Origin of the sequence: Paeniroseomonas aquatica (assembly GCF_030409335.1) — a bacterium.
GTDB lineage: Bacteria > Pseudomonadota > Alphaproteobacteria > Acetobacterales > Acetobacteraceae > Belnapia > Belnapia aquatica.
The window spans coordinates 76,205-89,819 of sequence record NZ_JAUFPN010000038.1; the positions used below are offsets into that span (position 1 = coordinate 76,205).

Below are 13,615 nucleotides of genomic sequence, written 5' to 3' on the forward strand. Positions count from 1 at the left end.
GCGCGCGTCACGGCGCCGGCGCCCGGGGCGGCGCCACCTCGCGCACGGCCTGCAGCAGCATCCACGCCGCCATCGACCAGGTGCCGAGCGGCACCGCCCAGCGCGTCGGCCAGATCAGCACGTCGAACGCGACCGCGCCGGTGGCCTCGCCGACCTGCGTCATCTCCCACGCCTCCTCGGCGCCGGCCCAGCCGAAGGCGGCCAAATAGACGGCCGAGAGCAGCAGCGCCGCCGCCTCCACCCCGCGGCGCGCGGGCGCCGGCAGCGCGTCGGTGAACAGCGTCACCGCGATGTGGTGGCGCTTGCGCTGCACATGGGCGAAGGGGAAGAACACCGCGGCCGCCATGAAGTAGTAGGAGACCATCTCGAGCGTGCCGGGCACCGGCCAGCGGAACAGGAATTTCAGCGTCACGTCGAGCGTGACGTTGACCATCATCAGCAGCAGCGCCGCCCCGGCGATCCACAGCATCGCCGCGGTGGCGGCATCGAGCGCGCCTTCGGCGGTCCGCATGACCGCGCCCCGCTGCCGCTCACAGCCCCATGCGGCGGGCGATGATCCCGCGCATGATCTCGCTGGTGCCGCCGCCGATGGTGCCCACGCGCGCGTCGCGGAAATACATCTGCATGTCGTGGTCCATCATGTAGCCGGCCCCGCCCATGATCTGGATGCCCATGTCGGCGCAGCGGCTGTTGTTCTCGGTCGCCACGACCTTGGCGATCGTGGTCTCGCTCACCGGGTCGAGGCCGGCATCCATCATCTCCGCCGCGCGGTAGGTCAGGGCGCGCGCCGCCTCGGCCATCATCCGCATGTCGGCGAATTTGTGCGCCACCGCCTGGAACTCGGTGATCCGGCGGCCGAAGGCGGTGCGGTCCAGCGCGAATTCGCGGGCGTCGTCGATGATGCGCTGGCAGTTGCCGCTCGCCGCCGCGGCGAGGCAGAGCCGCTCGACATTGAGCCCGCGCATCAGGTTGCTCCAGCCCTGGCCGCGCCCGCCCAGCATGCGCGCGGCGGGCACGCGCACATCGTCGAAGAACACCTCGTTCACATGGATCATCCGCCGCCCGAGTGCGCGCAGCGGCCGGATGGTCAGCCCCGGGCTGCGCGCATCCACCAGGAACACGGTGATACCGCGATGGCCGGCATCGGCCTCGGTCTTGGTCACCACCGCGAGGTGGTGCGCGACATGGGCGCAGGTGATGTAGATCTTCTGCCCGGTGATGACGAAGCCGTCGCCGTCCTGCACCGCGCGGGTGCGGATCGCCGCCGCGTCCGACCCGGTATGCGGCTCGGTCAGGCAGAAGGCGAGCCGGGTCTCGCCGCGCAGCAGGCCCGGCATGATCTCCGCCTTCAGCGCCTCGGACGCGCCGAGCAGCTGCCGCCCGCCATAGATCGCCGTGGTCAGCCAGGCCGAGGCCATCTGCGCGCTGTGCCAGGAGACCGCCTCGACGAAGACCGCGAGGTCCTTGAACGAGCCGCCTGCGCCGCCGATCGCCGTGGGGAAGGGCAGGCCGAGCCAGCCGTCCCGCGCCAGCGCCTCATAGGCCTCGAGGGGGAACTCGCCGGCCTCGTCGAGGGCGCGGATGCGCTCGCGCGGCAGCACGCGGGCGAGCAGCGCCTGCACGCTGTCGCGCATCATGCGCTGTTCGTCGGTCAGGCCGAAATCGCGCCCCGGATCCTGCATCGCCATCATCCTTCCCCCTGCGCGCCCGCCAGCGCCGCCGCGCGTCCCGCCGCCGCGCGCGCCCCGGCGACGATGCGCGCCACCACCTCCCCCGCCGGGGGCAGGTCGTCGATCAGGCCCACCGCCTGGCCGGCCCAGACCAGCCCCTCGTCGAGCGCGCCGCCGACCGCGGCGCGTTCATTCGCCGCCCAGTCCACCATGGCGAGCACGCTGTCGCGGTCCGCCCCCGCCTTCTCCGCCGCCTGGATGCGGCGGGTCCAGGCGCTGTCCAGCACCCGGCCGGGCATGCCGAGGCTCTGCTTGATGACCAGCGTGTCCTCGGGCTGCGCCGCCAGCAGCGCCGCCTTGTAGCGTTCATGCGCCGCCGCCTCGCGGGTGGCGACGAAGCGCGTGCCGAGCTCGATCCCGTCCGCGCCGAGCGCCAGCGCCGCGGCCAGGCCGCGCCCGTCCACGATGCCCCCGCTCGCCAGCACCGGGATGCCGACGGCATCGACCACCATCGGCACCGCCACCATCGTCGTCAGGTCCGAACGGCCGAGATGGCCGCCGCCCTCGTAGCCCACCGTCGCCACCACGTCGGCGCCGGCCTGTTCCGCCTTGCGCGCCTGCTCGGCGCCGGCCACCAGCACCAGGGTGCGGGTGCCGGTGCCCGCCAGCCGGTCGATCCAGGGCCGCGGATTGCCCGCGGTGAAGGAGAGCACCGGCACGCCTTCCTCGACCGAGAGATCCACCAGCGCCGAGATGTCGATCCGCCCGATCGGGAAGTTCACCGCGAAGGGCGCCGAGGTCAGCGCCTTGGCCTTGCGGATCTCGGCGCGCAGCAGCTCGGGCTGGTGCAGCCCGGCCATGGCGATCTGGCCGAGGCCGCCGGCCGCCGAGACCGCCGCCGCCAGCTCCGCCCGCGCAACGCGCGCGAGCCCGCCCTGCACGATCGGGTAGCGGATGCCGAGCACGCGCGTCGCGCGCGTCTCCATCCGGTCGGCGGCGCCGTTCATCGCGCGCTCAGCCCGGCCGGCGGCGATAGAGCAGGGTGGCGCGCATCTCCTGCGCCACCGTGCCGTCCTGCTTCACGCAGCGCCGGTCGAGCGTGACCGTGCCGCGGTCCGGCTTGCTCGATTCCTTCTTCGCCACCACCTTCGCTACCATCCGGATGGTGTCGCCGTGCTTGACCGGGGAGAGCATCTTCCAGCCGTCGATCTGCAGCAGCGCGAGCAGCGTGCCGTCATTGATGCCGCTGGCGTAGGTGAGGCCGCCCATCACCGCATAGACCAGCGGCCCATGGGCGATCGGCTCGCCGAACTGGGTGGTGCGGCAATACTCGAAATTGGTGTGGACCTCGTTGAAGTCGCCCGACAGGCAGGCGAAGTTGACGATGTCGGTGGAGGTGATGGTGCGCGCCGGCGTCGTCAGCTCCTGGCCGATCTCGAAATCCTCGAAATACATCCCGCGCGGCTTGCCTGCGGTGGTCATGCTCCGTTCCTCCTCACGCCTTGTCCTTGCCGAGCAGCATCGTGCAGTGCGAGGACAGGATGCCGCCCTCATTGTGCACCAGCGCGATCTCGGCGCCTTCCACCTGCCGCGCGCCGAGGCCGCCGCGCAGCTGGCGCACCGCCTCGACGATGCCGAACAGCCCGCCCGCCGCGCCCGCATGGGCGTGGGAGAGCATGCCGCCATGGGTGTTCACCGGCACCGCGCCGCCGCCGATCGCCGCCCGCCCGTCGAGCCAGTAGCGGCCGCCCTCGCCGCGCGGGCAGAGCCCGAGCTCCTCGGCCTCGATGATCGGCACGATGCTGAAGCAGTCGTACAGCTCGGCCACGTCGATGTCCGCCGGGCCGAGCCCGGCCATGCGATAGGCCGCAGCCCCCGAGCGCGTCGCGCCGAACTCGGTCAGGCTCGGCGCGCACATGATGTGCTCATGCGTGTGGAACTCGCCGATGCCGAGCAGGTAGGCCGGCTTCGCGCGCAGGTCGGCCGCCCGCTCGGCCGAGGTGACGATGAAGGCGCCCCCGGCATCGGAGATCAGGCAGCAATCGAGCATGCCGAGCGGATCGGCGATCGGCTTGGCCGCGAGCACCTGCTCGCGCGTCAGCGGGGCCTTCATGTGGGCGTTGGGGTGCAGCAGCGCGTGCCGGCGCGTGGTCGCGGCCACCTCGGCCATCTGCTCGCGCGTGGTGCCGTATTCCAGCATGTGGCGGCGCGCGATCATGGCGTAGAAGCCGGGGATCGAGGATCCGTAGGGCTGCTCGAAATACGGGTGGCCGACCGCGGTCAGCGCCGCCACCGCCTGGTCGCGGCTCTGGCCGGTGGCGCGGTTCTCGCCGGCGGTCACCAGCACCACCTCGGCCTGGCCGGCGACGATCGCCTCGGCGGCGTGCTTCAGCATCACCGCCGGCGTCGCCCCGCCCACCACGAGGGAGGCGTTGAAGCGCGGCTGCAGGCCGAGATACTCGCACAGCACCGAACCCAGCATGAAATAGGGCTCGGTGAAGGAATAGGCGGTCAGCAGCCCGTCGATGTCCGACGGCTTCAGACCGGCATCGTCCAGCGCGCGCTTCGCCGCCTGGGCATTCAGCCCGAGTCCGGTCATGGCCGGCACCTTGCCGATGTCGGATTCGCCGACGCCGACGATCGCCACCCGGTTCCGCAGGCTCGTCTCGCTCATCTTCCCGCTTCCTTGCCGCGGCGTCCCGTCGCGCCGTTCACAACCCGATCTCCCGCGCGATCAGCTGGCGCTGGATCTGCGAGGTCCCGCCGCCCACCGTGGAATTGCGCGCATCGCGCCAGTAGCGCTGCATGTCGTGGTCATAGGTGTAGGCATGCCCGCCCAGCACCTGCATCCCGAGCGTGGTCAGCCGCACCAGCATCTCCGACGCATGCAGCTTCGCCATGCTCGCCTCCCGCGCGCAGGGCAGCCCCTGGTCGTAGCGCCAGGCGGCCAGCGCGGTCAGCCAGCGCGCCGCCTCCACCTCGGTCGCCGCGTCCGCCAGCGCATGGGCAAGCGCCTGGAAGCGCCCGATCGGCTGGCCGAACTGCTCGCGCTCGCGCGCATAGGCCACCGCATCCTCCAGCGTCGCCAGCGCGCAGCCGAGATTGTAGGCGGCGATGGTGATGCGCTCGCGCTCCAGGTGGCGGGTGACGTAGCGCCAGCCCTGGTTCGCCTCCCCGATCAGGGCCGAGCCGGGCAGCCGCACCTCGTCGAAGTAGATCTCGTTCAGCCCGATGATGTGCCGCCCAACCGTGTCGAGCCGGCGCATGGTGATGCCGGGCGCGTCGTTGGGCACCAGCAGCAGCGAGATGCCCTTGTGCTTCGGCGCGTCCGGATCGGTGCGCGCCACCAGGATGATGTGGTTGTCCCTGGCATGGGCGCCGGTGGAGAACAGCTTCTGCCCGCTCACCACCCAGTCGCCGCCGTCGCGCCGCGCGCGGGTCCGCAGGGACGCCGCGTCCGAACCCGATTGCGGCTCGGTCAGGCTGAAGGAGAGCTTGGCCTCCCCGCGCGCCACCCGCGGCAGCATCGCGCGCCGCATCTCCTCGGACGCGAAGTCGCCGAGGATCGCCGCCCCCCAGGCGATCAGCGCGATGCGCGAGGCGATGTCCATCGACGGGCGGGCGAGCTCCTCATAGACGATGGCGCAATCCTGCATCGGGCTGCCGAGGCCGCCATGGGCGGCGGGCACCACCATCGCCGGGAAGCCGGCCTCGACCATCGCCGCGTGCAGCGTCTCGGGGAACTCGCCTTCGCGGTCCCAGCGGCGCACCGCCTCGCGCGGGCAGTGGCGGCGGACGAAGGCGGCCGCACTCTCGCGCAGCAGCCGCTGCTCCTCGGTGGGGGCGAAATCCATCGCTCAGCCCCGGCCGCCGGCGCGGCGGAACTGCGGCACGGCGGCGCCCTCGCCGCGATCCTCGAAGCAGACCGCGACGGCATCGCCGATCGCCGTGTCGAGCGCATCATCGCCGAGGATGTTGGCCATCATGCGCGGGCCTTCCTCAAGGTCGATCAGCGCCACCACATAGGGCACGCGCGGGGCGAAGGCGGCAAGCGGCGCGCGGCGGATGATCGTGAAGCTGTGCACCGTGCCGCGGCCCGTGGCCTCGACCCAGCGCAGGGCGGCGGACCAGCAGGCGGGGCACAAATGGCGCGGCATGAAATGCGTCTGGCCGCAGGCATCGCAGCGGCGGATCAGCAGCCGCCCCTCCCGCGCGCCCTGCCAGTAGGGGGCGGAATCGGCGTTGACGACGGGGCTCGGCAGCGTTTCGGTCATGCTCTCGGGTTCCTGTCGGGCTCAGCGGCGCGCCGCGGCGGCGGCGGCCGGGAAATCGGCGGGCCGGCGGTCGAGCATCGCCGCCAGCCCCTCGCGGAACTCGGGGTTGGACATGGCCAGCGCCTGGCCCAGCCCCTCATAGGCGAACATCTCGTCGAGGCTGCTCTCGAAGCTGCGCGCCATCAGGATCTTGGCGAGGCCCATCACCTCCGCCGGACCGGAAGCGAGGCGCTGCGCCTCGGCGAGTCCCGCCGCGTCGAGTTCGGCATCGGGCACCACGCGGCCGACCAGGCCGATCGCCAGCGCCTCGGCCGCCGTCAGGCTGCCGCCGCCGAACAGGAAATCCTTGGCGCGCGCCATGCCGATCAGCCGCGGCAGCGTGTACATCATGCCGATGTCGGGAATCGCGCCGAGGCGGAAGAAGCCGGCCATGAACACCGCGCCCTCGGCGGCGATCAGCCGGTCGCCGGTGAGCGCGAGGCCCATCCCGCCACCCACCGCATGGCCGTTGACGCCGATCACCACCGGCTTCTCGAGCGTCATCAGCGGCACCAGCCAGCGGCCGAGGCGGCGGAAGCGGCGATGCACCGGCCAGGGAGCGCTGGCCTCGCGCAGCATCCGCAGGTCGCCGCCGGCGCAGAAGCTCGGCCCCGCGCCGGTGAGATAGACCGCGCGCACGGCGGGGTCGGCTTCGGCTTCCTCGACCGCGGCGCCGAGCGCGACGCGCATCGGCTCGTCGAGCCCGTTGCGGTTCTTCGGATTGTCGAGCCGCAGCACCAGCACCGCGCCCTCGCGCCGCCGCCTGACCAGCTCCCCGGCCGGATCGGTGCTCATGGCCTTGCCCTCCCTGTCCGCGTTACGCCGCGACATGCTTCAGCCAGCGCCCGCCATCGACGACGAGGTTCTCCCCGGTCACATAGGCGGCGAGCGGCGAGGCGAGGAACACCGCGGCATGGGCGACATCCTCGGTCCGCCCGAAGCGGCCGAGCGCGGTGCGCCGGCGCTCCAGCTCCGCCACCCCGCGGTCCTCGTAGAGCCGGCGCACCCCTTCGGTGTCGGCGATCGGCCCGGGCGAGATGGTGTTGCTGCGGATGCCGTCCGGCCCCCATTCCACCGCCAGGCTGCGGCTGAGCGAGAGGATGCCCGCCTTGGCCGCCGCTGCATGGGCCGCCCCCGGCCAGCCCGACAGCGCGTTCATGGTGATGATGCTGATGATCCGCCCGCCGCCGCGCGACGCCTTGAGAGCGGCATAGGCGGCGCGGCAGCAATGGAAGGTGCCGTTGAGGTCGATGTCCACCACCGTCTTCCAGCCATTGGCCGACAGGCCGGCGGTGGGGCAGAAGAAGTTGCCGGCGGCGTTGTTCACCAGGATGTCGAGCGCGCCGAAGCGTTCGACCGTGCGCGTCACCGCCTCGTGCACCTGCTCGTAGGAGCGCACATCAGCCTGGAAGGCGGCGACCTCCGCGCCCTCGGCGGCGAGGCGCGCCGCCGCGGCATCGAGCGTCGCCTGCCTGCGGCTGGCGATCACCACCCGCGCGCCGAGCCGGGCATAGGCGGAGGCGATGGCGAAGCCGATGCCGCTGCCGCCGCCGGTGACGAAGGCCACCTGGTCGGCGAGCAGCCCGGGCGCGAAGGCGGTGCCGGCGAGCATGTCAGGATCCCTTGCGCGGCGCGGATTGCCGCCGGCGGGCGGCGGCCAGCGCGGCGCGGTGCGAGGCGGTGGTGGTGGCGAGGGCGAAGGCGTCCGCCTCATGCGCCAGCGCATTGTCGAGGCCCTGGCCCCAGCGCTGGCGGCACAGCGACTTGGTCAGCGCCAGCGCCTCGCGCGGCAGCGCCGCGACCTCCTGCGCCAGCGCCAGCGCCGCGGCGTCGAAGCCGGCCACCGGCGCCACCCGCCGCGTCAGGCCGAGCCGCCGCGCCTCCTCGGCCGGCAGGGTGCCGCCGGTCAGCAGCAGGTCGAGCGCGACCGCGCCGCCGAGGCGCGCCTGCAGCAGGAAGGCGGCGCCGCCATCGGGCACGATGCCCAGATGCACGAAGGGAAAGCCGAGCCGCGCATCCTCGGCGAGTAGCAGGATGTCGGCGGCGAGCGCGAGCGAGGCGCCGCCGCCGAAGGCCGCGCCCTGCACCGCCGCGACCACGACCTTGTCCATGCGGATCAGCGCGAGGTGCTGCGCCTGCGCGAGCAGGATGCGCTCGCGCCAGGCGAAGGGATCCTCGGGCATGTCGTCGAGATCGGCGCCGGCGCAGAAGGCGCGGCCCTCCCCGCGCAGCAGCAGCACGGCGATGCCGGGGTCGGCGGCGACCTCGCGCAGCCGCGCGGCGATGGCGTGGCGCATCGCCGCGGAGAGCGCGTTGAGCCGGTCGGGCCGGCACAGCCGCAGCACCGCCACGGCGCCGTCGCGTTCGAGCACGACACCCTCCGCGCTCATGGCGCGCCGCCTCCATCGCGCTGATCTTGGCGCATGGCTGTTCCTCCCGCGGTGCAGGACGTCGCCGTCGCGGCGCGCGCCATGCCTCCGGGGATGAACGCAGCAATGCATGTGCCAGCGGCGCTGGCCGCCGCATCCGGGCCATCGCATGCCTTCGCGCCTCCCGCATTGTCGGCGTCGCGGACATGATGTCCGCGCCGCGCGCAGCGCGCCATCGCGCCCCGGGGGTTGCGCGCGCGATGGCGCGGCGTGATACTGCCGCGCCGTCGCATCGATGCCGCGAGGACGCTGGCACGCCGCGCGCAAGGCACGCCGCGCAAGACGGGCCGCGCGCATGGCGCCGGGGGCGATGGCAGGCCGGCGCCGCCCGGGCGGGACGGGATGCGGCGTGCGGGGCGGCGGTCCGGCACGCGGACTGGAACAATGAGCGGAGGAACTCCATGGATTTGACGCTGACCCCGAAACACCGCGCGCTGCGCGACGAGGTCGATGCCTTCATCGCCGCGCATCGCGACGCCGCACCGCGCCCGGGCGGCGGGCGCAAGCGGCCCGACCGCAAGGCGCTGGACTGGCAGGCGCTGCTGCTCGAGCACGGCTATTTCGCGCGCACCATCCCGCGCGAATACGGCGGCTTCGGCGCGCCGCACGACGTCATCGAACTGGCGATCATCGCCGATGCCTTCAGCCGCGCCGGCATCTCGCCAGGCATCCACAACCAGGGCATCAGCATGCTGGTGCCGACGCTGCTCGAGGTCGGCACCGAGGAGCAGAAGCGGCGCTGGATCGGTCCGACCATCCGCGGCGAGGTCATCTGGTGCCAGGGCTATTCGGAGCCCGGCTCGGGCTCCGACCTCGCCGCCGCGCAGACCCGCGCCGCGGTCGAGGACGGGCATTTCGTCATCAACGGCCAGAAGATCTGGACCAGCTCGGCGCATTTCGCCGACATGATGTTCCTGCTCTGCCGCACCGAGCCCGACAAGTCGAAGCATGCCGGCCTGTCCTACCTGCTGCTGCCGATGAACACGCCGGGGATCGAGGTGCGCCCGCTGCGGACCATGACCGGCCGCGCCGAGTTCAACGAGACCTTCTTCACCGACGTGCGCGTGCCGGTGGACCAGATCGTCATGGGCCGCGGCGACGGCTGGCACGTCGCCAACGTCACGCTCAAGTATGAGCGGATGCTGCTCGGCGATCCCAACAAGCTGCAGCAGCGGCTCGAGGCGATCCGCCGCATGATGGAGCAGCCGGGCGCCGACGGCGCGCGCCTGCTCGACCGCGCGGAATGGCGCGACCGCCTGCTGCGCCTACAGGGCGAGGTGATCGCGGCGCGCAACCACAACATGCGCCTGCTGACGGAAACCGCCGAAGGGGTGGATTCGGGCCTCGGGCGCTTCATCGTGAAGTATCACGGCACCATGCTCGGGCACCGGCTCGCCTCGCTGGCACTCGACGTCATGGGCAGCACCGGCCTGCTCTACGAACCGCAGGGCGAAGTGGCCGAGGACGATCCCGCCACCACCTGGCAGATCGACTACATGTACGACATCGGCCTCATCATCGGCGGCGGGTCGTCGAACATCCAGAAGAACATCATCGGCGAGCGCGGCCTCGGCCTGCCGCGCGAGCCCAAGGCGGCGGTGCCGGCGGGGAGGAACTGAGATGCGGTTCGGATTGACGGAAGACCAGGGACTGTTCGGCCGCTCGCTGCGCGGCTTCCTCGCCGACCGGCTGCCGCTCGACGCGCTGCGCCGCCTCGCCGAGCCCGGCACCGGCTTCGATGCCGAGCTGTGGCGCGGCCTCGGCGAGCTCGGCCTGCACGGGCTGCTGGTGCCCGAGGAGCATGGCGGGGCCGGGCTCGGCATGCTCGACGCCGCGCTGGCGGCCGAGGCGCTCGGCTACCACGCCGCGCCCGCGCCCTTCGCGGCGGCGCTGGTGATGGCCGTGCAGGCCTTCCGCAGCGCCGGCGACGCCGAGCAGCAGCGCCAGTGGCTGCCGCGCATCGCCGCGGGGCAGGCGCGCATCGGCCTCGGCTTCGCGGGGCTGGCGGGGCAGACCGGCCGGGCGGCGCTGCGCCTTGAGGGCGGGCGCCTGTCCGGCGCGCTGGACGGGCTGATGGATGGCGGCGACGCCACCCATTTCCTCGCCTACCTGCCCGATGGCCGCGCCGCGCTGATCGAGGCCGGCGCCCCGGGCGTCACCGCCACGCTGCGGCGGAGCGTGGACCGCACCCGCGCGCTGGTGGACCTCGACCTCGCCGGGGCGGCGCCGGTGGCGCTGCTGCAATCCTCGAACGATCCGCTCGCCGCGGCGCGGCGGGTGCGCGACGCGGGGCGGGTGGTGCTGGCAGCCGACACGCTCGGCGCCGCGCAGAACATGCTCGACCGCGCCGTGGCCTATGCCAATGAGCGGGTGCAATTCGGCCGCGTCATCGGCAGCTTCCAGGGCGTGAAGTACATGTGCGCCGACATGGCGACCATGCTCGAGCCGTGCCGCGCCATGGTGTGGTATGCCGCCTACGCGCAGGACGCGGTGCCGGAGGAAGCCGCTATGGCCGCCTCCCACGCCAAGGCCCATCTGGCCGAGGTCGGGCGCGAGGTCGCGCGGCTGGCGACCGAGGTGCATGGCGGCATGGGTTTCACCGACCTGCTCGGGCTGCACTACCAGTTCAAGCGCATCACTTTCGACCGGCAGGCCCTCGGGGGGCCCGAGCGCTGCCGGCACGACGCGGCGGTGGCGCAGGGCTGGATCGCCGCCTGAGCCTGCATTTCCGCGAAGATTGAAGGAGGATAGCCATGTCATTGTGCGAAAAGGGCGCGATCACCGGGGTGGGCGAAACCGCCTATTCCCGGGAATCGGGCCGCAGCGTGCTGTCACTGCAGCTCGAGGCCTCGCTGAAGGCGATCGAGGATGCCGGTCTCAAGCCGACCGACATCGACGGCCTGATCCCCTATTCCACGGGGGTCGTCGCCGAGGATTTCATCACCAATCTCGGCCTGCCCGACCTGCGTTTCTCGGCGACGACGCCGCTCGGCGGGGCAAGCTGCGTCGCCGCGGTGCAATGCGCCATCGCCGCGATCGCCGCGGGCATCTGCAACCATGTGCTGATCCCGGTCGGGCGCAACGGCGCCTCGCAGGGGCGCATCGGGACGCGGGTGCAGCACATGCCGCAGTTCCGCCTGGTCGGCGAGTTCGAGATGCCGCTCGGCGCCATCGCGCCGGCGCAGCTCTACGCGCCGATGGCGCGCCGGCACATGGAGCTCTACGGCACCACCAGCCGCCAGCTCGGCGAGATCGCGGTCTCAACGCGCGCCAACGCCATTCTCAACGGCAACGCCGTCATGACGAAGCCGATGTCGATCGAGGACCACCAGGCCTCGCGCATGATCTCCGACCCCTTCCGGCTGTTCGACTGCAGCCTCGAGAGCGACGGCTCCTGCGCCATTGTTGTCAGCGGCGCCGAGCGCGCACGCGACCTGCGCAAGCCGCCGGTGATGGTGATGGGCATCGCCGAAGGCCATCCGGACTCTCCCAGCGTCATCACCCAGCGCCCGGATATGACGCGCCTAGGCATCGCCAAGGCGGCGCCGCGCGCCTTCGAGATGGCCGGCGTCAAGCACGACGACATCGACGTGGCCGAGATCTACGACTGCTTCACCTACATCGTGATGTGCCAGCTCGAGGATCTGGGCTTCTGCAAGAAGGGCGAGGGCGGCCCCTTCGTCGAGAGCGGCGCGATCCGCCTCGGCGGCAAGCTGCCGGTCAACACCCATGGCGGCCTGCTCAGCCAGGCGCACATGGTGGGCATGAACCACATCGCGGAGCTGGTGCGCCAGCTGCGCGGAGAGGCCGGCAAGGCCCAGGTGCGCGACGCCGAGATCGGCCTCGTCACCGGCTATGGCGACATGGGCGACGGCTCCGTCGCCATCATGAGGAGGGGATGATGAGCGCGACCGGAACCTACAACAAGCTCGTCCCCGAGCCGACGCCGCACAGCGCGCCCTATTGGGAAGGGCTGAACCGGCGCAAGCTGCTGCTGCAGAAGTGCTGCGGCTGCGGCAGGATCCGCCACTATCCGCAGCCCATGTGCCCGTCCTGCCATTCGACGGAGGTGGAATGGGTCGAGGCCAGCGGCCGCGGCGTGATCCATAGCTGGACCATCACCCACCACGCCTTCCATCCCGGCGTGCGCGACGACCTGCCTTATACCCTCGCCACGGTGGATCTCGACGAAGGCGTGCGGATGCTCGCGCAGCTGCGCGCGGTGCCGGCCGAGAAGCTGCGGATCGGCCTGCCCGTGCGCGTGGATTACGAGACGGTGAAGGACGGCCTCACCCTGCCCTACCTTGTCCCGGGAGAGCCGGCATGAAGATCGACATCGACCAGCTGCGAAGCCATATCGGCCGCAAGATCGAGGAAACCGACGAGGCGACGCTGCCGCCCATGCGCGGCATGACCGTCACCTTCGAGCGGCCCGAGCCCGCCCCCGCGCGCGGCGAGCCGGTCCCGCCGGGCTGGCACTGGTGCTTCTTCGTGCCGCTCGCGCCGCGCTCGGTGCTCGGCGCCGACGGGCTGCCCACCTCCGGCGGCGTGCTGCCGGAGATGCCGCTGCCGCGGCGGATGTTCGCCGGCCAAGCCTATACCTTCCACGCACCGATCCTGGTTGGCGACGCGCTGCGGCGCGAAACCGAGCTGAGCGACATCCAGCTGCGCGAAGGCGGCACCGGCACCATGCTCTTCACCACCGTGACGCGGCGGATCTACACCCCGCGCGGCCTCGCGGTGACCGAGGACCAGCACACCGTTTTCCGCGAGGCGGTGGACCCCGCCGCGCCCGTGCGCGCGCCCAAGCGCGACCCGGCCCCGACGGACGTTGCTTGGCGGCGCACCATCACCACCGACCCGGTGACGCTGTTCCGCTATTCGGCGCTGACCCTCAACCCGCACCGCATCCACTACGACCGGACCTACGCGATGCAGGAGGAAGGGTATCCGGGCCTGGTGGTGCACGGGCCGTTCTCGCAGCAATGCCTTCTCGACCTGCTGCGCGACAATCTCCCCGGCAAGGCGATCCGCACCTTCACCATGCGGGCGCGCGCGCCGCTGTTCGACACCGCGCCCTTCACGGTGGTCGGCCGGCCGACCGCCGAGGGCGCCGAGGTCTGGGCAGTGGGCCCGGATGGCGGCATCGCCATGCAGGCGACCGCGACGCTCGGCTGAACAGCGCATGGCGGGGAGGGGGGCG

The 13,615-nt window shown here is 72.2% G+C and carries 15 protein-coding genes; 5 read left to right on the forward strand and 10 right to left on the reverse strand.

Features of this window, described 5'->3' with window-relative positions:
* Window positions 1-7: 7 nt before the first annotated feature.
* From QWZ14_RS04695 to QWZ14_RS04740, 10 genes are read right to left on the reverse strand one after another with little or no spacing between them, the layout of a single operon-like run.
* On the reverse strand, window positions 8-511 hold the full coding sequence (locus QWZ14_RS04695) for a TRAP transporter small permease (RefSeq protein ID WP_290315409.1): 504 nt from the start codon (window positions 509-511) through the stop codon (window positions 8-10).
* A 19-nt stretch (window positions 512-530) separates the two neighbouring features.
* Window positions 531-1,682, reverse strand: a complete 1,152-nt coding sequence (locus tag QWZ14_RS04700; protein ID WP_290315410.1) for an acyl-CoA dehydrogenase family protein — start codon at window positions 1,680-1,682, stop codon at window positions 531-533.
* 5 nt (window positions 1,683-1,687) lie between these two features.
* Window positions 1,688-2,677, reverse strand: a complete 990-nt coding sequence (locus QWZ14_RS04705; RefSeq protein WP_211847618.1) for an NAD(P)H-dependent flavin oxidoreductase — start codon at window positions 2,675-2,677, stop codon at window positions 1,688-1,690.
* Window positions 2,678-2,684: 7 nt separating this feature from the next.
* The gene (locus QWZ14_RS04710; protein ID WP_099096133.1) at window positions 2,685-3,152 is read right to left on the reverse strand and encodes a MaoC/PaaZ C-terminal domain-containing protein; all 468 of its coding nucleotides are present in this window, start codon (window positions 3,150-3,152) and stop codon (window positions 2,685-2,687) included.
* Window positions 3,153-3,165: 13 nt separating this feature from the next.
* The gene (locus tag QWZ14_RS04715) at window positions 3,166-4,344 is read right to left on the reverse strand and encodes a thiolase C-terminal domain-containing protein (RefSeq protein WP_290315411.1); all 1,179 of its coding nucleotides are present in this window, start codon (window positions 4,342-4,344) and stop codon (window positions 3,166-3,168) included.
* Between the two features lie 37 nt (window positions 4,345-4,381).
* Entirely contained in the window at window positions 4,382-5,524 is a 1,143-nt protein-coding gene (locus QWZ14_RS04720) for an acyl-CoA dehydrogenase family protein (protein ID WP_290315412.1), read from the reverse strand.
* A gap of 3 nt (window positions 5,525-5,527) precedes the next feature.
* A complete protein-coding gene (locus tag QWZ14_RS04725; RefSeq protein WP_290315413.1) occupies window positions 5,528-5,944 on the reverse strand; it encodes a Zn-ribbon domain-containing OB-fold protein in 417 nt (138 codons plus the stop codon).
* Between the two features lie 21 nt (window positions 5,945-5,965).
* Window positions 5,966-6,778, reverse strand: a complete 813-nt coding sequence (locus tag QWZ14_RS04730) for an enoyl-CoA hydratase/isomerase family protein (RefSeq protein WP_290315414.1) — start codon at window positions 6,776-6,778, stop codon at window positions 5,966-5,968.
* Between the two features lie 22 nt (window positions 6,779-6,800).
* Complete coding sequence (locus tag QWZ14_RS04735) at window positions 6,801-7,595, reverse strand: SDR family oxidoreductase (protein ID WP_290315415.1); 795 nt, start codon at window positions 7,593-7,595, stop codon at window positions 6,801-6,803.
* A gap of 1 nt (window position 7,596) precedes the next feature.
* A complete protein-coding gene (locus QWZ14_RS04740; protein WP_290315416.1) occupies window positions 7,597-8,373 on the reverse strand; it encodes an enoyl-CoA hydratase/isomerase family protein in 777 nt (258 codons plus the stop codon).
* Window positions 8,374-8,813: 440 nt separating this feature from the next.
* Between QWZ14_RS04740 and QWZ14_RS04745 the strand changes: the two genes are divergently transcribed.
* Genes QWZ14_RS04745 through QWZ14_RS04765 form a run of 5 tightly spaced genes read left to right on the forward strand, consistent with a single transcriptional unit; the run spans window position 8,814 to window position 13,590 of the window.
* Window positions 8,814-10,031, forward strand: a complete 1,218-nt coding sequence (locus tag QWZ14_RS04745; protein ID WP_290315417.1) for an acyl-CoA dehydrogenase family protein — start codon at window positions 8,814-8,816, stop codon at window positions 10,029-10,031.
* Between the two features lies 1 nt (window position 10,032).
* Window positions 10,033-11,130 carry an acyl-CoA dehydrogenase family protein gene (locus tag QWZ14_RS04750; protein ID WP_290315419.1) on the forward strand — a complete coding sequence of 366 codons (1,098 nt, stop codon included), beginning with the start codon at window positions 10,033-10,035 and terminating at the stop codon, window positions 11,128-11,130.
* Between the two features lie 35 nt (window positions 11,131-11,165).
* Window positions 11,166-12,314, forward strand: a complete 1,149-nt coding sequence (locus QWZ14_RS04755; protein WP_290315420.1) for a thiolase family protein — start codon at window positions 11,166-11,168, stop codon at window positions 12,312-12,314.
* A complete protein-coding gene (locus QWZ14_RS04760) occupies window positions 12,314-12,739 on the forward strand; it encodes a Zn-ribbon domain-containing OB-fold protein (protein WP_211847608.1) in 426 nt (141 codons plus the stop codon). Before QWZ14_RS04755 ends, QWZ14_RS04760 begins: the two co-directional genes overlap by 1 nt.
* On the forward strand, window positions 12,736-13,590 hold the full coding sequence (locus QWZ14_RS04765; protein ID WP_290315421.1) for an FAS1-like dehydratase domain-containing protein: 855 nt from the start codon (window positions 12,736-12,738) through the stop codon (window positions 13,588-13,590). Before QWZ14_RS04760 ends, QWZ14_RS04765 begins: the two co-directional genes overlap by 4 nt.
* Window positions 13,591-13,615 lie beyond the last annotated feature (25 nt).

Bases quoted from the DNA above. Each gene is read 5' to 3' on its own strand.
- QWZ14_RS04760 (WP_211847608.1), top strand. From the start codon at position 12,314: ATGAGCGCGACCGGAACCTACAACAAGCTCGTCCCCGAGCCGACGCCG.
- QWZ14_RS04715 (WP_290315411.1), bottom strand. From the start codon at position 4,344: ATGAGCGAGACGAGCCTGCGGAACCGGGTGGCGATCGTCGGCGTCGGC.
- QWZ14_RS04740 (WP_290315416.1), bottom strand. From the start codon at position 8,373: ATGAGCGCGGAGGGTGTCGTGCTCGAACGCGACGGCGCCGTGGCGGTG.
- QWZ14_RS04695 (WP_290315409.1), bottom strand. From the start codon at position 511: ATGCGGACCGCCGAAGGCGCGCTCGATGCCGCCACCGCGGCGATGCTG.
- QWZ14_RS04730 (WP_290315414.1), bottom strand. From the start codon at position 6,778: ATGAGCACCGATCCGGCCGGGGAGCTGGTCAGGCGGCGGCGCGAGGGC.
- QWZ14_RS04710 (WP_099096133.1), bottom strand. From the start codon at position 3,152: ATGACCACCGCAGGCAAGCCGCGCGGGATGTATTTCGAGGATTTCGAG.
- QWZ14_RS04720 (WP_290315412.1), bottom strand. From the start codon at position 5,524: ATGGATTTCGCCCCCACCGAGGAGCAGCGGCTGCTGCGCGAGAGTGCG.
- QWZ14_RS04765 (WP_290315421.1), top strand. From the start codon at position 12,736: ATGAAGATCGACATCGACCAGCTGCGAAGCCATATCGGCCGCAAGATC.
- QWZ14_RS04735 (WP_290315415.1), bottom strand. From the start codon at position 7,595: ATGCTCGCCGGCACCGCCTTCGCGCCCGGGCTGCTCGCCGACCAGGTG.
- QWZ14_RS04700 (WP_290315410.1), bottom strand. From the start codon at position 1,682: ATGCAGGATCCGGGGCGCGATTTCGGCCTGACCGACGAACAGCGCATG.
- QWZ14_RS04750 (WP_290315419.1), top strand. From the start codon at position 10,033: ATGCGGTTCGGATTGACGGAAGACCAGGGACTGTTCGGCCGCTCGCTG.
- QWZ14_RS04745 (WP_290315417.1), top strand. From the start codon at position 8,814: ATGGATTTGACGCTGACCCCGAAACACCGCGCGCTGCGCGACGAGGTC.
- QWZ14_RS04725 (WP_290315413.1), bottom strand. From the start codon at position 5,944: ATGACCGAAACGCTGCCGAGCCCCGTCGTCAACGCCGATTCCGCCCCC.
- QWZ14_RS04755 (WP_290315420.1), top strand. From the start codon at position 11,166: ATGTCATTGTGCGAAAAGGGCGCGATCACCGGGGTGGGCGAAACCGCC.
- QWZ14_RS04705 (WP_211847618.1), bottom strand. From the start codon at position 2,677: ATGAACGGCGCCGCCGACCGGATGGAGACGCGCGCGACGCGCGTGCTC.